The 25,570-nt window shown below is 43.6% G+C and carries 19 protein-coding genes and 1 tRNA gene; 14 read left to right on the forward strand and 6 right to left on the reverse strand.

Annotated elements, in window-relative coordinates:
- The 3 genes from IQE94_RS13265 to IQE94_RS13275 all read right to left on the reverse strand — a co-directional run bounded on the left by IQE94_RS13265 (window position 1) and on the right by IQE94_RS13275 (window position 3,445).
- Window positions 1-2,046, reverse strand: coding sequence for an AarF/ABC1/UbiB kinase family protein (locus tag IQE94_RS13265; RefSeq protein ID WP_212721077.1), 2,046 nt, complete (start codon window positions 2,044-2,046; stop codon window positions 1-3).
- Window positions 2,047-2,381: 335 nt separating this feature from the next.
- The gene (locus IQE94_RS13270; RefSeq protein ID WP_190598244.1) at window positions 2,382-3,062 is read right to left on the reverse strand and encodes a hypothetical protein; all 681 of its coding nucleotides are present in this window, start codon (window positions 3,060-3,062) and stop codon (window positions 2,382-2,384) included.
- Window positions 3,062-3,445: a RusA family crossover junction endodeoxyribonuclease gene (locus tag IQE94_RS13275; protein WP_223342107.1), complete on the reverse strand. Its 384-nt coding sequence runs from the start codon at window positions 3,443-3,445 to the stop codon at window positions 3,062-3,064. The genes IQE94_RS13270 and IQE94_RS13275 overlap by 1 nt, the downstream gene beginning before the upstream one ends.
- Window positions 3,446-3,594: 149 nt before the next feature.
- Here IQE94_RS13275 and recG point away from each other — a divergent pair, with 149 nt between their 5' ends.
- Both recG and sppA read left to right on the forward strand, forming a co-directional pair.
- Window positions 3,595-6,093, forward strand: coding sequence for an ATP-dependent DNA helicase RecG (gene recG, locus IQE94_RS13280; RefSeq protein ID WP_223343230.1), 2,499 nt, complete (start codon window positions 3,595-3,597; stop codon window positions 6,091-6,093).
- Window positions 6,094-6,320: 227 nt separating this feature from the next.
- Window positions 6,321-7,154: a signal peptide peptidase SppA gene (gene sppA, locus IQE94_RS13285; RefSeq protein ID WP_223342108.1), complete on the forward strand. Its 834-nt coding sequence runs from the start codon at window positions 6,321-6,323 to the stop codon at window positions 7,152-7,154.
- A 55-nt stretch (window positions 7,155-7,209) separates the two neighbouring features.
- Here sppA and IQE94_RS13290 read toward each other — a convergent pair whose 3' ends face one another.
- Both IQE94_RS13290 and IQE94_RS13295 read right to left on the reverse strand, forming a co-directional pair.
- Window positions 7,210-9,837, reverse strand: coding sequence for a transglycosylase domain-containing protein (locus tag IQE94_RS13290; protein ID WP_223342109.1), 2,628 nt, complete (start codon window positions 9,835-9,837; stop codon window positions 7,210-7,212).
- 234 nt (window positions 9,838-10,071) lie between these two features.
- Window positions 10,072-10,156 (reverse strand) — tRNA-Ser (locus IQE94_RS13295).
- A 225-nt stretch (window positions 10,157-10,381) separates the two neighbouring features.
- Here IQE94_RS13295 and guaA point away from each other — a divergent pair.
- Window positions 10,382-12,010: a glutamine-hydrolyzing GMP synthase gene (gene guaA, locus IQE94_RS13300; protein WP_194020249.1), complete on the forward strand. Its 1,629-nt coding sequence runs from the start codon at window positions 10,382-10,384 to the stop codon at window positions 12,008-12,010.
- A gap of 84 nt (window positions 12,011-12,094) precedes the next feature.
- A complete protein-coding gene (locus tag IQE94_RS13305) occupies window positions 12,095-13,363 on the forward strand; it encodes a DNA cytosine methyltransferase (RefSeq protein ID WP_212721070.1) in 1,269 nt (422 codons plus the stop codon).
- A gap of 126 nt (window positions 13,364-13,489) precedes the next feature.
- On the opposite strand, the gene IQE94_RS13310 is transcribed toward IQE94_RS13305, so the two are convergent.
- Entirely contained in the window at window positions 13,490-14,239 is a 750-nt protein-coding gene (locus IQE94_RS13310; RefSeq protein WP_223342110.1) for a hypothetical protein, read from the reverse strand.
- Between the two features lie 330 nt (window positions 14,240-14,569).
- On the opposite strand from IQE94_RS13310, the gene IQE94_RS13315 reads away from it, so the two are divergent.
- The 10 genes from IQE94_RS13315 to IQE94_RS13360 all read left to right on the forward strand — a co-directional run bounded on the left by IQE94_RS13315 (window position 14,570) and on the right by IQE94_RS13360 (window position 25,570).
- A complete protein-coding gene (locus tag IQE94_RS13315) occupies window positions 14,570-15,292 on the forward strand; it encodes a hypothetical protein (RefSeq protein WP_223342111.1) in 723 nt (240 codons plus the stop codon).
- Between the two features lie 2 nt (window positions 15,293-15,294).
- Window positions 15,295-16,116: a hypothetical protein gene (locus IQE94_RS13320; RefSeq protein ID WP_223342112.1), complete on the forward strand. Its 822-nt coding sequence runs from the start codon at window positions 15,295-15,297 to the stop codon at window positions 16,114-16,116.
- Window positions 16,117-16,121: 5 nt separating this feature from the next.
- Window positions 16,122-17,009 (forward strand): hypothetical protein, encoded by an 888-nt coding sequence (locus IQE94_RS13325; protein WP_223342113.1) that lies wholly within the window; start codon window positions 16,122-16,124, stop codon window positions 17,007-17,009.
- Window positions 17,010-17,046: 37 nt separating this feature from the next.
- Window positions 17,047-19,254 carry a hypothetical protein gene (locus tag IQE94_RS13330; RefSeq protein WP_223342114.1) on the forward strand — a complete coding sequence of 736 codons (2,208 nt, stop codon included), beginning with the start codon at window positions 17,047-17,049 and terminating at the stop codon, window positions 19,252-19,254.
- 23 nt (window positions 19,255-19,277) lie between these two features.
- Window positions 19,278-20,762 (forward strand): hypothetical protein, encoded by a 1,485-nt coding sequence (locus IQE94_RS13335; protein WP_223342115.1) that lies wholly within the window; start codon window positions 19,278-19,280, stop codon window positions 20,760-20,762.
- A 62-nt stretch (window positions 20,763-20,824) separates the two neighbouring features.
- Window positions 20,825-22,039, forward strand: a complete 1,215-nt coding sequence (locus IQE94_RS13340) for an FHA domain-containing protein (RefSeq protein ID WP_223342116.1) — start codon at window positions 20,825-20,827, stop codon at window positions 22,037-22,039.
- Window positions 21,981-23,267: a vWA domain-containing protein gene (locus tag IQE94_RS13345; RefSeq protein ID WP_223342117.1), complete on the forward strand. Its 1,287-nt coding sequence runs from the start codon at window positions 21,981-21,983 to the stop codon at window positions 23,265-23,267. Before IQE94_RS13340 ends, IQE94_RS13345 begins: the two co-directional genes overlap by 59 nt.
- A gap of 5 nt (window positions 23,268-23,272) precedes the next feature.
- Window positions 23,273-23,980: a hypothetical protein gene (locus tag IQE94_RS13350; protein ID WP_223342118.1), complete on the forward strand. Its 708-nt coding sequence runs from the start codon at window positions 23,273-23,275 to the stop codon at window positions 23,978-23,980.
- A gap of 54 nt (window positions 23,981-24,034) precedes the next feature.
- Entirely contained in the window at window positions 24,035-24,751 is a 717-nt protein-coding gene (locus tag IQE94_RS13355; protein WP_223342119.1) for a hypothetical protein, read from the forward strand.
- Between the two features lie 9 nt (window positions 24,752-24,760).
- Window positions 24,761-25,570, forward strand: a complete 810-nt coding sequence (locus tag IQE94_RS13360; RefSeq protein WP_223342120.1) for an ARC6/PARC6 family protein — start codon at window positions 24,761-24,763, stop codon at window positions 25,568-25,570.

Below are 25,570 nucleotides of genomic sequence, written 5' to 3' on the forward strand. Positions count from 1 at the left end.
CTAGGCCGCATTGCGGATTTTGATGGCTGGGTTGGGCTGACTTTCCAAGGCCAGGGCCCATTGCCTGATTACCCTGGCGATCGCCCTTTGCAGTAATCCTTCCGCCACCTGTTGTCCCATCTGACGGGAAGTGGGGTTAACAATAATTTGACTCAACACCGGCACAAACTTGAGGGGGTCAAAACCCGGGGTATCTTTCAGGATTTGCCAAAGATTTTGCAGATGTTGCCATGTTTCCTCCTGTTGAGCGATGGCGGGCTGAGGTGCAACTTTTATCGTCTTGGTCTGATGGGTCTTGCCGTTGCCATTACCTAGGTCGCCCAGGAAACCAATTCTTTCCTGAATATTGTGGCTGACCTGTTGCCAAGTATTGCGCCCCAGTTGATCAATCCCATTCACTAATTCCGCCACTAGGCGATCGCGAATGAATTGCCCCCGGTCTGAAAGTAAAAATTCTGTTGCTTCATTAAGCACATAATCAAAATCAAATCCAGGGGAATTTTTGGCATTACGCAATAGATTCTCCAAACGGTTCCAGCGGAAACTGCCTTCTTTAAACAGTAATTCCTTCAGGGAAGTGCGTAGTTCTTCCGATTGATCCGTTAACAGTCTTTTAGCAATATAGGGATAGGCTTTACTCAACACCTTGAAGTTGGGATCAATGCCAATGGCAATGCCTTCTAGGGTGACCATGGAACGAATAATCAGGGCGTAATAGGCTGGTACCCGAAAAGGAAATTCATACATCATGGCCGACATTTGATCGGTGATGCTCTTAAAGTTTAACTCCGCCACACTGGCCCCCAATGCATTACCAAATACCTGGCTCAGGGCGGGAATAATTGGCTTCAAATCCGTATCCGGTTTGAGGAAGTCTAGTTTGACATAATCTTTCGCCAAAGAGTCAAAATCTCGATTGACCAAATGGACCACAGCTTCGATCAAACCATAGCGCTGGTAAGGCTGGATAGTACTCATCATGCCGAAGTCCAGGTAGGCTAAACGTCCATCGGCCATGGCCAGTAAATTACCGGGGTGGGGATCGGCGTGGAAAAAACCATGTTCCAACAATTGCCGCAGGGAACACTGGACTCCCACTTCCACTAAATGGGTTGCGTCAATGCCCTGGGCTTGGATAGCTTTAATATTGGTTAACTTAATTCCTTCCACCCACTCCATGGTCAAAACCCGCCGCCCGGTGTACTGCCAATAAATACTAGGCACATAAATTTCTGGCAAACCACCGTACAGTTGGGCGAATCTCTCTCCGTTAACCGCCTCTTGGAAGTAATTCATTTCCTCGAATACCCGGCTGGCCAATTCATCGGTAATAGCCACCAAATCAGAGCGTAATCTCTTCACTGATCGCCGGGCCCAGAGGGAGAGGGAACGCATGATGTAAATATCCAGGGTAATGCGCTTAACTAAATCTGGTCTTTGTACTTTTACTGCTACGTCTTCTCCAGTTTTTAACTTACCCTTATACACTTGCCCCAAAGAGGCAGCGGCAATGGGCTCCGGGGACAATTCTGCATAAATTTCCCCAGCGCGTGCCCCCAATTCTTCTTCAATAAAGCGATAGGCAACTTCGTTGGGAAAGGAAGGTAATTGATCCTGTAACGTTGTCAACTCATCCAAAAAAACTGGTGGTACTAAATCAGGCCTGGTGGAAAGGGCTTGACCAACTTTGATATAGGTGGGGCCCAGGTTAGTTAATAATTCCCGCAGTTGAATAGCCTTAGCTCTGGAAACAGTGGGGTCTTTGCCCCTCAATTTTTCCCACCAAATGCCCAGGACAAACTGGAGGAGGGGAAACAAAATATTAATTAAACGACCCAACACCTGCAACGGCCGCTTACGATAAAATTCCATGATCAAATCTGGGTTATATTCCCAACTTTCCGGGAACATATCACTAACGGGTCCCAAATCTTCCAGATGACTTTTAGGTAAACGGGGAGGACGAATTTCTTCCACCACTGCGTCGATCACCACTACATCGCGATCTTGTTCGGCGGTGGCAACGGGCGTGGGGACTGGAGGCATATTGATAGTTTTAATAATTACTTAATTTTGCTTGCTGGTTCCCATCGGGGCCAACAGCGGCACAGTTTGAGGAGGAGTCCTGGGATAAATGGCTAAATGTTGCCAATGCTAGGCTTCCAGTGGCATTCTAACGACAATGGGTCGGCCCTGGCTACCTGGGTTAGGATGGGGAAAACCGTCTTTGGCTAATCTTGAGTTTAGCTTGGCCGCAATTCTCTCTCCGGTTATGTCAACTCAGCCAACTCTTTGTTGAGTCTTTTCGTACTAAACATATTTGAGGTGGTGTTTTGGTATCGGCTAACCCAATCGCTGCCCCTACTGATAGCATGAATTTACTAGCAACCCTTGACATCAACATCCAAGGTTTTTAGTAGTTCTTCCGTTGCATTGATTATCTGATATGCAAATTCTGATGCACTTTGGGACGTTTTGAAACCATGGGCAATTTTATTGCGTAGTGAAAGCGCATCCATGAGTAACTGATACTCAGGACGGGAAATAACTCCCTTCGTTACTAATTGTTTGACTAGATAAAGTGGATCAAGCCCTTGTAAACTAATCTCTTCGTGCTCTGCAATAAGCCTTAAGGTTGCCTCAACAAGAGACCAGGAATAGAGAATAGCTGATTCCGGATGTTGTATTACAAGTTGTCTCGCCACTTGTAGTTTTGTTTTTATTTCAGGTGCTTGAAGGGAGTTTTCAGTTTGTGGAGAATACACATAATCCTCTGGATTAGTCATCACTAACTCAAGTCGCCAACCAGAATGCTGCTCCACAGATTGAGCTAGATTCTGCAAGTATTGTCTAGAGGAAGAATTAAGTGAACTACGAGACTTAACCTCAATGATCACAGCTTCATCTCCCTTCCGTACAATCATATCAGGGCGATAATTCCTAAGAAAATGAGGTAGATCTTCCGAATTGGGATGAAAAAAAATCTCGTATCCCTTGTTACGATATTCTTCCGCTAGTTGCAGTAATCGCTCTCTTTCTAGGTTTGCAGTTGGGATTGTCATTAGATAACTACCTCTTGATCAGGAGCCTCACTTACGACAATATGCAAAAATTCGTTTCCACGGGAAAATCCTTCTGCTAGAGTCGGTGTCATGTTTTCTACTCTAAAGTTACCTAACAAATTCCGCTTACTGACAAGAACGTCAGTAACTTGATCATCGTCAATGTAAGCTAATCCAATTATGGCATCCTGAATTGGCTTGACAATATTGTCCACATCTATAGCAACAGAATCATAAAAATAGGTTATTTTCAGCATGATTGGGCCAATGGCTGCTTTTTGCTCTGGTGGCCAGTATTTCTCCGCTTCTTCCCGCACCATTATTTTCCACGCCCTGAGACGTTCACGTCTACGAGCTTGTTGTGATACAGGAGGTCCATTCACTATGAACTCAAATCTCTCCAAGGTGCTATTAGTCAGAGGCAAAGTTCTGAGTTATTCTACACGATTATTATCGGTATTTTAAAACAGATGGAAAGTCTGCAACTCACAGGTTTCAGGTTGAGTTAGAAACTATACTGTACGGTGAAAGAATTAAACAAAGCAACTTAGTTGAGGTATCTGTGTCCGTTGATTGGCCTCGTTTACAGAAGGCTTTGACCGTAGAAGTGGAGCGGGGCTTTCAGAATTTGCAGGGTAAACAGCACCGCTTTGGAGACTTCCTTTGTTTGAGTTTTGGCAGTCCTCCCCCCCCTGGTACTCCCCCGGTTGATCGCCAAAAGTGGCGAGAGTTTGCCCAAAGGTTTGCCCAGTACGATCAACTGGAGCAGGCGGAAAGAAAAAGTTTAGTGGCCAGTACCCGTCGTTTTTTACATCAATTGCGCCGCAGTTTGGAATCTCCCTGTGTCGATGCGGTCGGGAAAACGGCTCCCCCAGCCCTGGTCAATCGTCCCCGGGTTTCTGAGTCCCGTCGCTCTCAATCAAGTCGGGTTGAACTCCACACCCCCTTAGCAACCGTACTTTCCCAGAGCCAACATCAAACTAAATTGCTCAACAGCCTGGGTTTGGCCACGGCCGAAGATTTGCTGTTCTATTTCCCCAGGGATTATTTGGACTATGCCCAACAGGTAACCATTGCTGAATTAACAGCGGGGGAAACGGTAACCATTGTGGGGCGGGTGGTAAATTGCACTTGTTTTACCAGTCCCAAAAATCAGAATTTAACTATTCTGCAAATCCAGTTGCGGGATCAGACGGGGCGCATCAAACTATCCCGTTTCTACGCTGGCAGACGTTTTGCCCATCGAGCTTGGCAGGAAACCCTTAAAAAACTTTACCCCCCCCATGCCGTCGTGGCCGCTTCCGGTTTGGTCAAAGCCAATAAATTTGGTCTGACCCTGGATAATCCGGAAATTGAGGTGCTCGATCGCCATAGTCCTAGCATTGACTCTTTTAAAGTGGGTCGGGTGTTACCCGTTTATCCCCTCACCGAAGGTCTAACAGCGGATTTTTTACGGAAATTGGTTTTAGCTTGTCAACCGGCGATCGCCCAATTGTCCGATCCTTTACCGAGGGAAATTCGAGCAAAGTATGAATTAATTGATTTAAAAACTGCCATTGCCCAAATCCATTTTCCTGACAATGGGGAACAGCTAAGTTTAGCAAGAAGGCGATTAGTGTTTGATGAATTTTTTTATTTACAATTAGGATTTTTGCAAAGACGTTACGAACAAAAACAACAACAACAGAGCGCTATTTTTACGCCCAGCGGTGAATTGTTAGAAAAATTTAGTGATTTGCTACCCTTCCGTTTAACCCAAGCCCAACAGCGGGTAGTCAATGAAATTCTAGAGGATTTAAGTCAATCTAGCCCCATGAATCGCCTCGTCCAGGGAGATGTGGGATCGGGGAAAACTGTGGTGGGGGTCTTCGCAATTTTAGCCGCTCTCCAAGGGGGTTACCAAGCGGCCCTGATGGCACCCACGGAAGTCTTGGCGGAACAACATTATCAAAAGTTGGTGGGTTGGTTTAATTTGCTCCATTTGCCGGTGGAATTGTTAACTGGATCCACTAAAACTGCCAAAAGAAGGGAAATCCACGGCCATTTAGCCACGGGTCAATTACCCTTACTAGTGGGAACCCATGCTCTCATTCAAGAGCCGGTTAATTTCCAGCGCCTAGGTTTAGTGGTCATTGATGAACAACACCGTTTTGGAGTGCAGCAACGGGCCAAATTGTTAGCCAAAGGCAATGCTCCCCACGTACTGAGCATGACCGCCACCCCCATTCCCCGCACCCTTGCTTTAACGCTCCATGGAGATTTGGAAGTGAGCCAAATTGATGAATTGCCCCCCGGCCGTCAGCCCATTCGCACCAATGTGATCACCACCAAGGAACGGCCCCAAATGTACGAACTGATTCGACGGGAAGTGGCCCAGGGTCGTCAGGTTTATATTATTTTTCCGGCAATCGAACAATCGGAAAAGTTAGATATCAAAGCAGCGGTGGAAGAGCATAAACATTTAAGTGAAAAAATTTTTCCTAACTTTAACATCGGTCTTTTGCACGGTCGATTAAAAAGCACAGAAAAAGAAGCAGTATTACAAGCTTTTCGAGAAAAAGTGACGGAAATTATTGTTTCCACCACAGTGATTGAAGTAGGGGTGGATGTGCCCAATGCCACCGTCATGGTAATTGAGAATGCTGAACGTTTTGGCCTTTCCCAACTGCACCAATTACGGGGTCGGGTAGGGAGGGGAAGCCACCAGTCCCATTGTTTATTGGTGACCAATAGCAAAAGTCCCGATGCCCGGCAAAGATTAGGGGTAATGGAACAGTCCCAAGATGGATTTTTCATTGCAGAAATGGATTTACGTCTGCGAGGGCCGGGGGAATTTTTGGGCACCAAGCAGTCAGGATTACCGGATTTTGCCCTAGCAAGTTTGGTGGAAGACCAGGATGTTTTATTGATGGCCAGAGAAGCGGCAGAACAACTAATTGTCGAAGATCCATCCTTAGCTCAATATCCCAATTTAAAAACTAAATTAGCTCAGAGGTATGAAAAGTTATTGAGGGGAGAAATATTAACCTAAGAGCGTGTTTAAAGGCCCTCCTGACCCCACAAATTTGGAGGGGAAACTAAGTGGAAATCCCCCAATATTGACGGAGCTTTAATGAGAATATTTAAGGAACTGGATAAAATTTTACAAACAAATTCTAACCAGAAATACATCGGTGGTTTCCATTGTCCTAGTCTTTCTTTGTTAGAATGGTTCCCCATTGATTAACTGTTTTGTAATCCCTTTTGCTATTAAAATCTATGATTTGGCCCTTCAAAACCAGTACCCGTAAAAAAATTGCTCGCATTGAAGTAACCGGGGCGATCGCCGGTGGAACCCGCAAAGCAGTGTTGAAGGCTCTCAAGACGGTGGAAGAAAAAAAATATCCTGCCCTATTAGTCCGCATCGACTCCCCTGGGGGCACAATAGTGGATTCCCAGGAAATTTACACCAAATTAAAGCAATTAAGTGAAAAAATCAAAGTTGTTGCCAGTTTTGGTAACATTTCCGCTTCTGGGGGTGTATATATCGCCATGGGTTGTCCTCACATCATGGCCAACGCTGGCACCATCACCGGCAGTATTGGCGTAATTTTAAGGGGCAATAACCTGGAGAGATTGCTAGAGAAAGTGGGGGTTTCTTTTAAGGTGATTAAGTCAGGGCCCTATAAAGATATTTTGTCCTTTGACCGGGAATTACTGCCGGAGGAACAGTCTATTTTGCAGGCTTTGATTGATGACAGCTACGGGCAATTTGTTTCCACGGTGGCGGCGGGGCGCAATTTGGCAGTGGAAAAAGTCAAAGAATTTGCCGACGGACGAATTTTTACCGGGCAACAGGCCTTGGAATTGGGTTTAGTTGATTGCCTGGGCACAGAGGAGGAGGCCAGGCAATGGGCGGCTACTTTGGCGGGCTTGGATCCAGACAAAGCAGAACTGGATACCATTGAAGACCCCAAACCTTTCCTCAAAAGACTCACCAGTGGCGACAGCCAACTACAGATCATGGCCGATAACCTTGGTTTAACGGAAACCTTGAAATGGTGTGAATTTGAGGTATCCACTAGCGGCCAACCCCTCTGGCTTTACCGATGAATGAAGCGGATTTCCCGACCAAATGATGCCGGATTCATAGACCACAATGGCCCAGTTACTCCGATTTGCGGGCTGAAGGAGGAGCCGGTAATCCACTATCGGCAGGAGACGCAGCAGCGGGGGCAGAAACCGGTGCCGGGGTACTGACTGTCCTGGGGGGAGCGGAGGACGCAGAAGCTGGAGCGTTAGTCCTAGCGGTTTGGGTATTGCTGGGGCGGGCTGTGTTGGTCTGGGTACGGCGACGACGGGGCCGATCCGTGGTGGTTTGGCCGTCCGTTTCCGTTGAGCTAGGGGGGGCAAGAACTTTCACCCGGCGCTTAATCGGCTCAGCTTTGATGCTGGGTTTGCGCTGGTCCGGATTTTTCGGCATGGCAGGAAAGGATTCAGCAGGAATTCCCTTGGTGACATCCCGCATAAACTGTCCCCAAACCATGGCCGCGGTGGTGCTGGCCCCATTGGTGGGGCGACTATTATCGTTACCCAACCATACCCCCGTCACCAGTTGGGGAATGTAACCAATAAACCACAGATCCTTAGCCTCGTCCGATGTCCCCGTTTTACCTGCCACCTGGCGATCGCCTAGTCCGGCTGGACGACCGGTGCCGGAGGTGACCACACTGCGCATCATGGAAGTCATAATGGCATTGCTGTCGGGGTCGAGGGCTTTGGTTTGTTTGTGCCCGGCTTTGTAAATTACCTCCCCTTTGGTGTTGACCACATTTTGAATTGCGTAGGGTTGCACATGGATACCCTTATTGGCAAAGGTTCCGTAGGCACTGGTCATCTCCAACGGCGTCATTTCCCAAGCTCCCAGGGCAAGGGAATAGGTGGGTTCTAGTTTGGAAGTAATGCCCATTTGCCTGGCTAGGTTAATGACCGGATTCCAACCCACATCCAGCAGTAAACGCACCGCCACTACGTTCACGGAACTGGTGAGGGCATCCCGCAAAGACATGTTGCCACCGCTGTAACTATCACCGTAGTTAGCTGGTTGGTAACCGCCAATATCAATGGGCACGTTGGGATAGCTTTTGTTGGGGGAAATACCCGAGGCGATCGCCGCTCCGTAGAGAATGGGCTTAAAAGTAGAACCTGGTTGCCGTTTGGCCTGGGTCACCCGGTTAAATTGACTGCCTTGGTAATCCTTGCCCCCCACCATTATCTTGATGGCTCCGGTGCGGGGATCCATGGCGACCATCGCCCCTTCGGAAAACCTTTGCCAGCGGCCATATTTTTTCACTGCATTGGTGAGGATGGTTTGGGCTTCCTCTTGCCATTGGCTATTGAGGGTGGTGTTCACCGTTAATCCCCCCTGCTGGAGTGCCTCCTCCGGTAATTTAGCCCGCAACTCATCCAAAATATAGTCGGTGAAAAATTCCGCTTCCCGGTTAAACCGTTTCAAAGGACTAGGATTTATTTTCAAGGGCTCGGCGATCGCCGCCTGGGCCTCTGCAGGGGTAATAAAGCCCACTTCCGCCATGCGATTTAGCACTTCATTTCGGCGACGGGTAGCCAACTCCAAATTTTGTCGGGGAGAATAAACACTGGGGGCCGGCACCACCCCTGCCAAGGTGGCCGCTTCCCCTAGGGTCAACTCCTCCGGGGTCTTACTGAAATAAGCATAGGCCGCATCCGCCACCCCGTAGGCTCCAGAGCCTAGATAAATTAAATTTAGATAGCGTTCCAAAATTTGATCCTTGGGCAGGGCGGTCTCAATTTTTTGGGCCAGTCGCACTTCCTTCAACTTCCTGGCTAGGGTACGATCTTGGTTCAAAAATACTAATCGAGCCAACTGTTGGGTAATGGTACTGCCCCCCTGTACCACTTCCCCGGATTGAACATTGGACAGGGATGCTCGGATAATGCCCTGGGGGTCAATGCCCCGGTGTTCCCGAAATCGACTATCTTCACTGGCGATGAATGCCTGCTCAATGAGGGCAGGGATTTTACCCATGGTCACCGTATCGTGGCTAACATTGCCAATTTCCTGGAGAGTGGCACCATTGGCCGATTTGATAGTCATGGTGCCCGGAGGAGCATAGGTCACCACATCGGCGATCGCCACTTGGGTCATGGTCTCCAACTGGTAAAAGCCCCAGGCCAAGGCAGAGGTACCGACCCCGGCCCCCAAGCCAAAACCAAACACAAACCAAAATCGGGGTTGTTGGGTAAACCGGGACACCGATCGCCCCAGGGTTTTCAGACCAGTAGTTAGGGCCAGGGGCGCTTTGGAAGAAGCCCTATTTTCTTTACTCCTTCTTCTTCGGCGCCGCCGCCGGTTGCTCCGGTCCAAAGAGGATGAAGGGGGGGCATCTGCCGATGGGGAAACACTGGGAGGCACCACCGCAACATGGCTATTGCCGGTGCCTTGACTGGATTCAACGGCTGTAATTTCTTCCGGGGTTGAGGCCCCATTCCGAACATTTTGAATATTGATGGCAGTCACCATTTCCCTGCCATGGCCCGGGTCTAGTTCTGGCTTTGCTAAGTTAGCCGCTGGCCCAGATAAGTCCTCCGATAACTCGGCGATCAGTTCCCCCTGGGGAGAAGAATCTGGCCCATTGGGAAATTCCCCTGCCTTAGCTGCAGACTTGCCCTCTTCCTCCACTTCCAATGTGTTAGCTAACTGGTGGAGAAAGTCGACAGTGGAACGCTTAAGCTTGCGGGAAAAGGATTTAAACACGGTAATTGCTGGGCACGGGGAGACCGAATCTGGTTAAAAAAGACAAACTTAACAGCGGAATAGTTTCGCCGACAAGCCCTTTCCTAATGTATCTCTCACCATTATGTCAAGAAAAATTTAGGTAAATTTCAGTAATGGCCAATCTCAGGGTCAGACTAGGGGCTGGGAAACAGTTTTGTCCAACTCTGACCAGCCCTCAAATCAACTGTTAGTTTTGCCGGTTTAGTCCTGATACGGAGAGGGGGGGATTCGAACCCCCGTTGAGTTGCCCCAAAACAGATTTCGAGTCTGCCGCATTCAACCGCTCTGCCACCTCTCCAGGGAATTTTTGAGAAGAACTTCTGCAATTTTCCGCCCCCATCTTAGCGCAGATTTGCGGTGGGTTATTCTGGGCTTCAGGTATTGGGGTAGAATACTGAGATTGTTGACGACCATGGCCTTGCCGTCAGTTAGACCCGGAAACAACACCACGAATCTAGTCTTTCTGAGGTTTGCCTGGGGATTCGCCCTCACCTCCAGTATAAATTCCTGACTGCCGATCGCCGTGACTACCCAAATCCCCATTCCCCCTGTTATAAGCGACCATCCTCTGCTGGACCGCGTTTCCGATCGCCTCAAGGGGCAGATCATCATCATTTTAGACTTTGGTTCCCAATATTCGGAACTAATTGCCCGACGCATCCGGGAAACCGAGGTTTACTCGGAAGTTTTGTCCTATCGCACCACAGCGGCGCAGTTGCGGGAAATTAAACCCAAGGGCATCATCCTTTCCGGTGGTCCCAATTCCGTCTATGACCAGGGGGCTCCCGAGTGTGACCCAGAAATTTTTCAGTTGGGCGTTCCCGTGTTGGGGGTCTGCTACGGCATGCAACTGATGGTCAAACAACTAGGCGGCCGGGTGGAACGGGCCAAGCGGGGGGAGTATGGCAAGGCGAGTTTGCACATTGATGACCCCACCGACCTGCTTACCAATGTAGAAAACGGTAGTACTATGTGGATGAGCCATGGGGATTCCTGTGTGGATCTACCCTTGGGCTTTGAGGTATTGGCCCACACCGATAACACTCCCTGTGCGGCGATCGCCGATCACCAAAGGGCCCTATTTGGGGTGCAATTCCATCCCGAAGTTGTCCATTCCGTAGGGGGCATTGCCCTGATCCGCAACTTTGTTTATCACATTTGCCACTGCGACCCCACCTGGACAACCGACGCTTTCATCGAAGAATCCATTCGGGAAGTGCGGAACCAAGTAGGCGATCGCCGAGTATTGTTGGCCCTATCCGGTGGGGTGGATTCCTCAACCTTGGCCTTTCTGCTCCATCGGGCGATCGGCGACAACCTCACCTGTATGTTCATTGACCAGGGCTTCATGCGTAAAGGGGAACCGGAACGGTTGGTGGAACTGTTTGATCATCAGTTTCATATTCCTGTCCAATACGTCAATGCCCGGGATCGTTTCCTCAAGCAGTTGGAAGGAGTAACCGATCCGGAGGAAAAACGTCGTCTGATTGGCCACGAATTCATTCAGGTGTTTGAAGAAGAATCCCAACGCCTTGGCCCCTTCGATTACCTGGCCCAGGGGACCCTCTACCCCGACGTGATTGAGTCCGCCGACAGCAATGTTGACCCCAAAACCGGCGAACGGGTGGCAGTAAAAATCAAAAGTCACCATAACGTCGGTGGTCTACCGAAAAATCTCCGCTTTAAGCTAGTGGAACCCCTCCGCAAACTTTTTAAAGATGAAGTCCGTAAACTAGGTCGCTCCATTGGCCTGCCAGAAGAAATTGTCCGCCGCCATCCCTTCCCAGGCCCGGGCCTAGCCATTCGTATTATTGGGGAAGTTACCTCAGAAAGGTTAAACATTCTCCGGGATGCGGATTTCATTGTGCGGGACGAAATTTCTAAACGGGGCATTTACCACGACTATTGGCAGGCCTTTGCCGTACTGCTGCCCATCCGTAGCGTGGGCGTAATGGGGGACAAACGCACCTATGCCCACCCCGTTGTGTTGCGCTTCATCACCAGTGAAGACGGCATGACCGCTGATTGGGCTAGGGTCCCCTACGATATTCTCGAAGCCATTTCCAATCGCATTGTCAACGAAGTTAAGGGCGTTAACCGGGTGGTTTATGACATCACTTCCAAGCCTCCTGGCACCATTGAGTGGGAATGATGAGAACAATGGGGAAGACATAAATAAATTCCCCACTTCCAGGCAACAAAACTAGATTTAACCGTTAATAAAAAACAAGAAAACATGGGCAGACCCATTGCCATCGACTTGTTTGCGGGCTGTGGTGGCATGTCCTTGGGTTTAGAAGCCGCAGGGTTTGACATTGCCGCCGCAGTGGAAGTTGACGCCGTACATTGCCTGGTTCATCATCACAATTTTCCCTATGGGGCCACCATTTGTCGGGATATTGCCCAGGTTTCGGCCCAAGAGATTCTCCAACAGCTAAAAAGTAAGGGTTATGGGGATGAAGTAGATCTAATTGCTGGAGGGCCCCCCTGCCAGGGTTTTTCCTTGATGGGCAAAAGACAGTTGGATGACCCCCGTAACTCGTTGGTGTTTGAATATGTGCGAATAATTCGGGCTCTCAAACCCAAATATTTTTTATTTGAAAATGTTCCAGGCATGCAATCTGGAAAACATAAAAAATTTTTAGAAGAGTTAGTTAGGGAATTTGAAGCCATTGGTTATCACATCGAAAAACCAATTTTAGTGCTAGATGCATCCCTTTATGGCGCTCCTCAAAAACGAAAAAGATTAATCATTATTGGCTCTAGAAAAGATGTCGCTCCTGCCACCTATCCATTACCTTCCCATCTCGATCTTGACAAAGTAGAACAATATGAAACTACTCAAAAATCATCCTCTACTATAAACTATCAACCCCTATTTACCTGTGGGGGAGCCATTGATGATTTAACTCCCCATGTTCCTTATTTAACTGGAGAAGATAGGGGTATTCCAGCAGATCTATTAGATCATTCAGCTAGGAGAAAAAGCTATACTATCCATCCCAATGGGGCATTTTTGCTCTGTCATAAACGTAAGGTTGATAGTGTAGTTTATGGTCATATTGGTTCCCAGCATACTGAAAAATCAATCAAAAGATTTGCTGACACCCTTCCTGGAACAGTGGAAAAAACTAGCCGATTTTTACGCCTATCAAAAACTGGTTTATGCAATACGCTGAGGGCTGGCACGGCCAGTGATAAAGGTGCTTACACTGCTCCTAGGCCAATACACTACGCCTTACCTCGATGTATTACTGTCAGAGAAGCGGCGAGACTCCATACCTATCCGGATTGGTTTCAGTTTCACAACACCATCTGGCATGGCTTTCGGGAAATTGGCAATTCTGTTGTACCTTTACTGGCCAAGGCTTTAGGGGAACAGGTTATGGATGCATTGAATTTTTCCATTAAAGATTTGCCAGTTTATGAACTGGAGCCCCAAGACCGCAAATTATTAGGCTACAATTTGCCCCAGGCTAGTCGATATTTGTCGGCAGAAAATTGAGTCCTATTGTTAAGAATTAAACTAGGATGAGTTTTGCACTAATTTCAACTATATAAAAGTGAATTTCTGGGATATCAATTTATTTTTATCTGTCACTTAAATATAAACTATCGTTAATCTTTTAGTTTATAAAGTAGCTATTACTGAAATATTCTCATCTGCGCCACTTTTTTTCAGGACGATGGTTGAACTTCCTCCAATAATATTTCCTGTTCCAAGCTGACAGTCTTGGGATACATTACGCCGATCGCCTTTAATCAATAGTTCTGCTATGCCATCTTGGTCAAAGTCCGATAATAGTATGGCTGAAAGTGTAAATGTATCGTTAATCACGCCACAATCTGCCGCAGTTGCACTCAGAATAAGCTCGACTGATTGATTATCCACAGCAATTTTCTGAAACTCCAGCTCTTCGAGAAGTTTGTCTTTTGTGAGTTGGCTAGGTTTTCTTGTTTCATTTTCCCAGGATTCCTCGCTATAAATTCCGCCTCTCATGGGAATAATTTGAGCCGGAAGTTGCTTCCACCAATGGGGAGAGTCTAATTGAAAATACTGCTGATCGAAGGAGTGGGCTTTTTTCATTAGGTCTATTTGGGCGCAGACATCAACATAATTTATCTCAACTGCTATTTCATATGTGGTGGCACCGTAACACCCTTGACTCCGGAGCTGTTGAAATTTTGAGCAATTATTAAATTGAATCTTTTCGTTAGGGCTGTTTTTACAAAAAAGCTGTCCTCCTTCTGATTCTCTCTCGTTAAGTTGTTGTTGATATTCTTCTACTGGGATTAAGTCAAGGGAAAACGTCTCAGCTTGAGTTGATTTAGAGCAACCGATTAAAAGACATGCCGTCAAAAGTAACTTAGTTTTATTCATTGTAGACATACTCAATTAGTCTATGTGAGTGAGTTTTCCTAATTTACGCAATGCTTACAATTGATTTTTTGCTATGGTAGCTTGCGATTGCAATCAAGAACTGAGTTATTAAGAGATTTTACAATTTATTCATTATCTTAGACAAAGAGTATTAATTTTGTTAGTCTTCCCTGTTAGGGGGGTTGCTTTGCTGAGTCCTGACTAGCCTGACTTGAAGGATAAATATAGTATTTTCATGTTTAAGCCAGGTAAGTCACAATTTCTTAACTTTATTTACTTTGTTTAAGGAGACTAAAGCAACTGAGTATTATTTACATCGGCGATCGCAATGTGGGCAAGACCCATTTGGCACTAGAGTTGGCGAATCCAAAGTCCAACTACGTTAGAGTAACTGGACAAGATTATGAGTTTCTTAAAGCTCTTTTATATTCTGAAGATGCCGGAAAGACTCTAGCAACAGGGGCCGATGTCGCTGTCCATGACCGCAGTTTCGACATTCAGGTTAAGCTTCCCTCTGGCCCAAAATCTATTCCTTTGCAATGGCTAGACACTCCGGGGGAAGTGTGGCGGAACTCCTGGCAAAAAGATAAATCCGGCGAGTGGCAGAGATTTTTGGACGAAATTAGACAAAGTCAGGGCATTTTGTTGATTATTCCGCCTTATCGAGAGTTAATTCGTTCTGAAGCTAACCCACAGGAGTTTATGACCAAACAGCAATGGCTCAACCGCTTTGATCAATGGGTAGAGTTTTTCAGCACTGATTGCAGAAAAGTTCGCCATCTATTACTCTGTCTGAATAAAGCTGATTTGTTCTGTAATGCGGAAAAGGAGGGCCGGCAACTACGGTATGAACCCCGAGGGGCGGTGATGAACTGGCAACAGCGAGATAACTATGTGCGCCAGCGCTTTTTTCACTCGGCAGAAAAGCAAATTCAGCAGATTAGTAATAGTTTGTCTGAAGGGTCGGTGCGGTGTTTCCTCACTACTATCCATAATCGAAGTTTATTAGAACTGCCCTGGATTTACTTAGGAACTTTTTTAGCAAGTAATTAGTTATGGGAAACATCTGCATTATTGGGCCAAGAATGTCAGGAAAAACGACTTATTTGGCGGCATTATCATATCTTCCTGAATTAGAGATACGAACAAGAAGGCGAAGTATTTTTAAAATTATGCCTTTAGGAGAGGATGGCAAAAAGCTTGCCGAAAATGCAGAAGATATATTGACAGCCGGACTGATGTTTAGGCCAACAGCGGAAGGAATATACGAAAGTTCGACAGTAGATGACCTACCATTTTATTCTTTCAAAATAGAAGCTAAGCACCACAGATTTCAAAAAGCAAAGGAAATTTATTTAAATGTCAAAGATTATCCTGGAGAGGTATTTGAGCATATTATTAATCCCAATATGGAAAATACAATATTTAAGGAATTTATTGAAGAATGCTTGGCAAAAGATATTGTTGGATGTCTAATTTTATGTACAGGCTTAGAGAAAGGAGCAGATAAATTTTATCGCTCGGTAATGACTCGTTTTTTAGAATTAATGGATGTTCATGAAAGAACTAATAATTTACGTCTTGCTGTTACTATTAGCAAATGCGAACGAGGAGAAATTTGGCCAGGTCGTATTGATCCAGAAACAGATTTTTTTAAGGTGTATTTACCCCGTACTCATAACTTACTTAGGGAAAGACTTAATTCTAAAAATCTCAGATTTTATGCTACTTCTGCCTTTGGAGTTTTAAAGCACAATGATCCTCGCCCTAATCGACAGATGGTTTCAGAAAATAGGGAAGGTTCTATATTGCGGCAAGCTGAAACTTGGCGGCCCTATAACTTGATTGAACCACTTTATTGGTTAAGCCAAGGGTGAAAACTATGTTGAATTGGTTAAAGCAAAATCTGAAACCTGGCACTATTCCATTAGTAGATCAAAATGCCACTATCAGAGTAATTGGTGATCGTCGCTCGGGGAAAACCACTTATATGGCCTCTTTAGCGTATTGGCCTAATGCTGACTCTAATAGTTTAGTGCAGATGGTAAGTCCCATTGGGGAAGGGGGAGATGAACTAGTTGCTAAGGCTCAAAATATTTTGGAACAGGGATTGCAACTAGAACCAACATTACCAGGACAAACAGCAGAAGACGTAAAAGATTACGCAATTTCGATTAATTTGAAGCAAAAATTTTTTAAGGAAAATATAAAACTAAATATCAATTGCAAAGACTATGCTGGAGAGTTTTTTGCGGATTTAGTTCATCAACCAAACAATCCCAGATTACAAAACTACTTAGAAGATTGCCTAGAAGGAACGGGCATTTTACTTTTGCTGGACGGCACAACTTACCGCAAAGATATCGAATATTCCCAAGGACTAGAAAAATTTTTAGTAGCATTAGATCGTGTTAATTTGCATAATAAAAAAAGACGAATAGCCTTGGTGCTCGGAAAATGTGAACAACCCGAGCTATGGGTTAATCGCCATCAAGCAAAGGATTTAACAATCATGAAATTCACTAAGGTGCAAAGAGTATTAAATGACTGGGCAGAAATGGGAGCAGGTGAAGTTGATTACTTTGCTACTTCTGCATTTGGAATGCTTGGAAATCGCTATCCTGAACCCAATGCCCTTAGAATATCTCGTGATATTGGCGGTACTATGTCGGTTCTTAAAGATCCAAAAAGGTGGCGACCTTTTGGGCTTGTTTTACCTATTTATTGGCTTTGTACGGGACAAAGACATAAGCAATTGGAGATTGATTAAATTGTTTAGCATTTACTATTTTTACTCTTAAAAAGTCATGAAAATCATAATCAATGAATTTAGTACTGGCATTAAAGTCATTGGGAGTGCTCATAAATGGCATTCTCAAGGTTTTACGGAAAATTATCTCAACAAAACTGTTGATAAAGTACCACCTGTAATAGAATTAGCTATTGCAAATAAGCTTCTTTCAGTTGCCGAAGGAGGTGCGCTTGAAAAACCATCTTTAATTGCAAGAGAAATTCAAGATGATCAAGGAGAGTGGTCTGTTGTAGCTGTAGTTACAAGAGCTTTAGACGAAGGAAACCGACCTTTACCCACATATCGTTATTTTTTTTCTTCTGGTCTAGGCAAAATCTCATTTATCTTGAGATGGTGGAGTCAATTGAGACCTATTTTTAATCCTTATGATGTTAAGTATCCTGGTGATGAAATTGAATGCGAAGTAGAAAATATAGAAATACCCACAACTAACTTTGAAGATTTATTAAATAACAATAATTATCCTATTATTTTTCATTCTAATAAAAAAGTAAGTGAATTAATCATTAATGCAGTTGCAGAGAGGATTGCAAAAAAAAATGATCAATTAGTTGCTTGGGCTTATAATGTGACTGCTTTAGAAACAATTAATAGCTTTCAGGTAATTTTTCCTTCTAGTGAAAAGTCTGAAGAAGTTTTACAGAAATTTTTGTCCCGGAGATCTAGTATAAACAATGTAGTCCAGGATGAATCGGCAATTAAAAAAGCAATTAGTTTACTAAGTCAAAATAAGATCAAACCTGAACACTTAAAGACTATAGAAAATGCCTTGGGAAATCCAGCTATTGATGATAAGTATTGTCGGTCAATGTTTGATAGTCAAGGGGCATCAGAGGCTATAAAGCAAGGTAATTACGGCCATTCAATGATCCGTTTATTAACTTTACAAGCAATGATGCTACCAGAAACTTTATTATCTTTTTTGAACTGGCTGGCTAAAAGAGGTAAGCAAAAGGAGCAATACGATATATCCAATGACTTCCAAGCTAAAGTTTTAGGGCATGGATTAAAGCTCTACCCCAAAATAGAAGACAAAATTTATAGGGGAACTCAAATTATCATATTAACGGTTAAAGATAATGATGAGCTTATAGAAACTGCAGCTAGGTTATTAACCTTTAATCATGGAGTATGGTGTCATGTTTATAGAAGTAATTTTCAAGATGAATTTGAATCAGTTATCAAAGGAAAGCTCAGATGGGATCATCAATGGACTAGAATTGCTTCAGATATAAGGGGTAAACCTGGAATTGATAAAGACTATTTAAGAATAGCTAAATTATTTGTTGAAATAAAAGACCCAGTTCCTGCTGCGCTTTTTTATTATTTAGGATGTGGGTTAATTCCAAGATGGTTATTCAATGATTTGGCTCATTTTCGAACTAATCAGCACTATATCAAAATTTACGGTTTCTCTATACAAAGAGAAATTAGCTCATTAGAATATGTTTGGCTAAGCTTAATAAAATTAGGAAAAACTATTATGCCAGTTTATTTATTTACTCCGCTTTTAATTATTGCGATTTTAGGTTCTGCTTTTATTACTTATTTTGGGGCAAGCCGTTGGTTTAAACCAAAGCCTTATGTTTCATCTTTAGAAATTATCACTTGGGAAATTATGAAACAGGAGCCAATAAAAAAATCAGAAAAAATTAAGCAGATAAAAGGCGAGCAGGAAAAGCTAAAAGCCGTTAATAAAGCACTAGCATTAGTTCTTGCTTCTGGGTTTGAATATGATTCCGAGAGCAAAAAACTAGATCAACTAAGTTGCAAGGTGGCAGAACAGATTAATCCAAATGAAGATTGTGTAGATATTGGGAATAATTCAGCTATATCGGAAACGAAAAATCTTCCTCCAATCACTCCTCAAGATATCAATTTAAACAACCAAAAGTCTTTTAATACAATAGTTCAAGAAATTAAAAATAGACTTAAAGTAGACTCTCAAAACGGTGGCGAAAATACAATCAAAAATCAAATCTTGGAAATTTTTAAACAGTATGATAACACTATTCCGGCCTTTGATTATTTATCTACGATTAATCCAGGTGAAGATGTTATTAAAAAATATCAAATCTCTAAAGGACTAGGTCGTGATGGAAAAATAGATCAGGATGGACAAACATTTAACGCTTTAAAATGTGATGTTGCTAAAAAGCTAACTGAATATCTTACTTCACCTATTTCTGGCTGTTCTAATTAAGTCTCAACTGCATTTGTCTGATTATGTCAATTAAACAATTATTTCCAGAAATAAAAAATGCAATCAAAGTTTTGATTCGGCGTGGGGCGGATAAAGACAATTTGCAGATTATTAACGATGCACTTTCTGATCCAGAGTTTGACAATTATTTTTGGGAGAATTTATTTGATAGTCAAGGAGCAAAAGATGCCATTGAGCAAAAATTTTACAGTACTGAAATGATTAGACTATTAACTTTGAGAAGTACTATTTTGCCGGAAACTTTAGGTGAGTTTATCCTGTGGCTAACTGACCGAAAAAAACAGTCTGATCACTTTCAGATTGCTGAACAATTCCAAAGCCAGATATTAGCAGAAGACGTTGTCAAATATTCCAATTTATGTACAAAAAATTATCAAGGAGTTCAGATAATCATCCCCCAAGTTAAAGATAATGTTGCCCTGATTGATGGCTTAGTTTGGCTTTTTTCGTTTAAAAATGGATTATGGCATCATTCCTATCGTTACCTATCTCAAACTAATTTTGAAAAAATCATAACTGGCGAATTAATTGTGGATGATATTTGGACTGGAATTAGTGATGACTTTAACAATGAAAATGTTGGAGATGCTAGCTATTTAAATATTTCTCAATTATTTGAAAAGATAAACAATTATAAGTTAGCATCATTTTTTTATTATCTAGCTGTTGGCTCAGTACCTGAAAGGTTATCTGAAAAATTAACAGGCTATAAGCCTAATAATGATTGGATTATAATTTATGGACACAAAATAAAAAAAGAATCTGATTTTATAAAATGTGGATTGACTCATCCAGAAGCTTCATTTTTGCTTTTCATGACAATCTTAATTTCTGTTTTTGTCACTCGTTTTAGTTCTGATCGTTGGTTTAAAACAAAAGCTTACAATTCTTCTTTAGAAATTATTACAAGCCAAGTAATGGGGCAGGAAATAATAAAAAATTTAAAAGAAAAGCCAGATCGAAAAAAAATTAATCAAGCAGTGGCAACGGTTCTAATGGAAGGGCTTAAAGAAAATCCACATGCAACGCCAATTCAGCAATTAAGTTGTCAAGTAGCAAAAGAAATTGATTCCAACAATAAGTGTGTTACCATTTCACCGGCGACAAGTACTAGTCAGCAAAGTCCACTTGCTCCTGTTTCACCTCTTGCTAATGACATTGACACAACAAACAAAACTGCTTTAGGACAAATAGTCAGTCAACTTAAGGAAATGATTCCTCCTGAGTCTCAAAGAAGTGGTGAACAAGCAATTAAAGAGACCATTCTTGAAATAATCAGAGAAAAAGATTCTAACATTACTAACTTTGATTATATTTACTCAATTAGCCAAGGTAAAGAAGCTATAAAAAAATATCAAACATCTAAAAAGTTGAATGTTAATGGAGTAATGAGTCCAGGTGGACAGACTGCTACTAGATTAAAATGTGACGCTGTTCAAAAATTGGGGAGTCAATATTTTCCAGATTCCGTTTCGGATTGCAATTAAATTATGTTAATTTTTAGCCTTATAAAATTTTGACTTGTTAAGATGACAAAACCTAAAACAATATGAGAATTTATCTTTATCTAATCGCCGGTTTAACCTCTGCCCTGCTGGGTTGGAACTTGGGTCAATTTCTTCTTACCGACCTGGGATTTCTCAGTAGTTTTCCAGAAATAGTCCTCTTTCCCTGCATGGCGATCGCCTTAGCATCAGGGATGGTACTTAATGAAATTTTTGTTAGCAGTCCAACCCGTCCTAAATTATGCTTGCGGAAAGCCATTATTCCGATTCTAATTGCTCTGGGCTTAGGTTTAGGCTTTGGCTTAGTAGGGGGACTAATTTCGCAAATAGTGCTCTTTCCCTTCATTCCTATTCCCCGTTGGTTAGTGCGAATTTTGAGCTGGCTTTTAATCGGCATTGCTGTGGGTATGGCCGAGGGCTTAACCTGGCGTTGGAAAAGTGTAGAAGCCGGGAATAAGCATAGATTTCGCCGTAGATTTAGGGCCAGTGTGATGGGAGGCGCAACAGCTAGCCTAATAGCGGCTCTACTGTTTGAATTAATTCGGAATACCCCCAACTTACCCAGTGGCTTTCGGTTAGTAGAAGATCCCCTCGGTTTTGCCATTTTAGGACTTTTGCTTGGCTTAACCTTTGCCATTACTGGATCCCCCAGTTATCTTGTCGCTCTGCGGGCTGGGGCTGGCTTTGAATATACCGGCAGAGAATTTGCCTATGCTCAATCAGTGTTAACTATCGAAGAAGAAATTACCCAGGCTAATTCAGGTATCGAGCCAGAGCAGGAGTTAGATGGGGAAGAGGAAGAACTAGCAGCAGGTTTAATCAAGCAAAAAGTGAAACAATTACCTGCCCGGAGAACATCAACACGGCCGAAAAAACCAAAAATTCAAAACTCTAGCCTTAAATTTTTACCAGAAATCGAAGGAGAAGAGGAGGATGTTATCGAAGAAGGCTTATCAATTCAGCTTCCAGCTAAGGCAACGCTGACCATTGGCTCTGATCCTGACAGTGATATTTACATTCCTGATATTTTCCCCCATGTTGCTGATTTAGTGATGGAAAATCGTCAAGCTTTGCTAAAACCAAAACTTCAATCCATCGATGGCATTACTATCAATGGCTCCAGAATTCATTCTGCAAAAAGTATTTCCCTCAAACACAACTATCTGCTCACTTTTTTTTCTATCAATGAGGACGGCATCAATGAAGACAAGTATTACCGCTTTGTGTACTACAATCGTTTCCTCGATCCCCAAGCTTAGTCTATCTAGCTTGATTGTTTTAGCTTTTCCCGGCATTTGTCTAGCCCAGGTGAAAAATGTCGAAATCACCCAGACAGAAACTTCTAACACCAACGAAAAAGTCACTGTGCGGGTCAAAGCCACCCAAGACGGCGATCGCCCGGCCTTGGACTTAACGGAAGATAATTTCCGCCTCACCGTTGATGGTGAACCCCTGGAATTTAACCCCAACGACTGGAAATCACCGGAAGAGTCAATTCCCCCTCCAGCTTGGATTGTGGTGCTATTAGACATGAGCGGTAGTATGAATGCCTTAGATAGCACCGGGGTCAGTCGCTTACAAGGGGCAATTGAAGCTGTGCGGGAATTCAATAACCAAGCCGCCAAACGAGGAGGCAATACCCAAGTGGCGATCGTGCCTTTTGGGGAACCCGGCGCTAATTGCCAAGGCTACCCCATGAATGACACTACCATTGACAGCTTTTTCCCTGCCGGAGACTTCAAGCTGGATAACTATCTCGATTTTTTAGCCAATTCTTCTCCCTGTGCTTCCACCAATCTCTATGAGCCGTTAGGTCAAACCATTCGGTTTTTAACTAATAGTGAAGATCCTCGCTTTGCTGTTCCAGAAAATACCAACGATCCCCAACCCCGCCTGGCAGTAATTTTGCTCTCCGATGGTTATCACAATGCCCCTAACGAACAGGCTGATTTTGATCGCTTACTTAAACAACTGCAGAGGGCCGATGGAGTTACAGTCCATACCCTAGGTTACGGCCTAACTGCGACCCAACTGGGACAAAAATATAAATTGGGGCGTCCCGCCACTAAAGGGGACATTAATGCGGGCAAAGTTCCCGAAGATGAGTTTGTTGATGAAAAACGGCTCCAGGAAATTGCTAAATCCACCGGCGGCATCTCCGAATTCTCCGGCAGAGCAGATGACATTGCCAACAGCCTTAATTTATTTCTCAATTCTTTGTTGGGGGAATACGAAATTTCCTATGAACAGCCCGATGCAGAACGGGGTTCCCGTCATACTGTGCAGGTGGAAGTGGTGGATAGCCCCAATGCTAAGCCAGTTTTGTCCCAGACCAAGGAATACATCATGCCAGCCTTTGGTCGTAGTGTTCCCCTAGCTATCCGTGTATGGATGGTGGTGATTACGCTCATCATTCTCGGCTTGGGGGGCATTCTACCTTTCTATTTTTGGGGACAACACCTCAAACAAGAAGCCATGGATGGTTGATCCCTATGCTCAATTTCAAACGCTTTTATTCACTACTATTCCTTGCCTTGGGCATATTGACAGGCTGTGTCCCCATGGAAAATAGCGAACAAAATTCCGCTCTAACTCAATGCCCCCCGAATCCGACCATTGCCCTACTTGCTGAAAACATAGAACTTGTCGATCCCTTGGGGGAATCAGTTGAACGGCAAGACTCCATTCACCAAACGGCGATCGGCTATCAGTTTACGGGGAAAGAGGGGGATGAACTCGACTATGCCATTGACCCAGGGCTATGTCTGTGGATTTTTGCCCCCAATAATCAACTGGTAACTACCACTACCCTGCCTATGGACGGAAATTACGTAATCCAGATTCAGCCCAAGCTCAAAAAAGAAGATTTTAATCTGTCATTCCGTCTCCAGCGCCCGAATTATTTTGCGTCCCAGTCCTTTCCCCAGACCACCTGTGGTGACCAAAAACCCCAAGCTTCCGATGTAGACTCAGTGCAATTTTATCCAGTTAATATTTCTTATAGTCCATCTTCCTTACAATTTGCTATCACTAACTATTGTGGGGACGCTTACCAAAAGACAGAACCTGACACCGGGCGAAAGTTAGTCCAAATTTCCTCTTTTCTTTCCCAGGAGAAGGCCCAAGAGTTTGCTGATTTTGTCAATGAGCGCATGAACGGTACTGTTGTGGGGGAACCAACCACTATTTATCTGAGGTAGTCAATGTATTTTTATGCATGGAAAAATACCAAAACACTAAAATTTTATTTGCCGATGGTCGCTACCCTTGTGTCTAGTTGCCAGGCTCCAGATTCCGCCAAAGAGCAACAAGTAAAGCAATGTCCCCAACAACCTCCACTAATGTTGACTAATGACGGAGTCAAAGAAGTAGACCTAGCCGCAAAACCAATGGTTGAGTCTGGTGACATTGGCCCCGAAACTACTATCGGCTATTTTTTTGCAGGTAAACAAGGACAAAAACTTCTATATCAAACTGATCAAGATCTCTGTATCTGGTTTTATGGTCCTGATAACAAATTAATCAATGATTCAAACATAGATAAAAATGGCAATTATATTCTGCAAATTAGTTCTCGTCAGGGCAGACAAAATTTCCAATTAGAATTGAGTCTTGATTCGAGTCAAATTCGCTCTAGTCCCGAGAATTTTATTAGCCAATATTACCAAGAAATTAATGACACAAGATATAGCTCTGCCTGGGAATTATTAAGTGATGAATTCAGAAAAATTAGTAGCAAAGATTCCTCTACTGCGTATCAAGATTATCAAAATTGGTGGAATAAAGTTAAGGTAGTGCAACTGTTAGAAGTCAGAGAAATACGGCAAAATGAAGATTCGGCTTTGGTAAAAGTAAGAATCCGTTATCTCATGAATGATGGACGCTTAATTGATGATAAAAAATCTTTTATTTATTTGCTCTGGAATAAAGATATTAACAGTTGGCAGATTCATCGTAAATCATCATCCTGAGGTATGACAATGCCATCAAAAATTTTTCGAATTTTATTATTATTCATCCCTCTACTAAGTGCATGCCAAGAATATGGCTCAAGCAACCAGGCGATCGCCAACGATAGCTGTAGCACCACTCCCCAAGGAGAACTAACTAGTGCAATGGTAGAGCAAATAACTCCAGGGCCAGCAGAAGAAACATTTACTGTTGATATTGATAAAGGAGAAAACCTTGGTTTTATTTTCTCGGGCAGGCAAGCCCAACAGGTCAAACTTAACCATTCTGATAGTCTCTGTGTCTGGCTTCTAACTCCAAATAATCAGGTAATAGATGGGATTTCTTTGCCAATGGATGGTAATTATATTGTGCAAGTAATGGCCAAAAATGCCAGTGATGCCCAAGAAGTAACTATCAGCTTGCAAGATACCCAAGCTAGTTTTAATCAACAACAAGCCCTTGCGCTTATCGAAAGTTGGTATGCCACCAAACCAACAATTTTTGCTTCTCCTTTTGATCAAGATATAGTTGCCCAATTAGCTACTGGAGAATTGTATAACAGAGTTTTAGTGAATAATAATGGCGGTTCTGCCGGTTGGTTAAAAGATAATGGCTGTTATTATGTCTATGACTATTCAAGAGTTAATGGCGTCAACTCTTTTTCCAATACGGAGGAAAAGCCCATACTCAACGCCAGTGTTTCCGAAAGATTAAAAATTCAAGGTTCTAGTGAGGCCTGTGGTGCCGGTGGATTCAGAGCCTATACCAAAGATGTAACTTACTGGTTTGAACAAGATAATGGTGTTTGGAAAATTTATAACTACGAGGTAGGTAATTAA

The sequence above is a fragment of the Synechocystis sp. PCC 7339 genome (assembly GCF_019924095.1).
Taxonomy (GTDB): domain Bacteria; phylum Cyanobacteriota; class Cyanobacteriia; order Cyanobacteriales; family Microcystaceae; genus Synechocystis.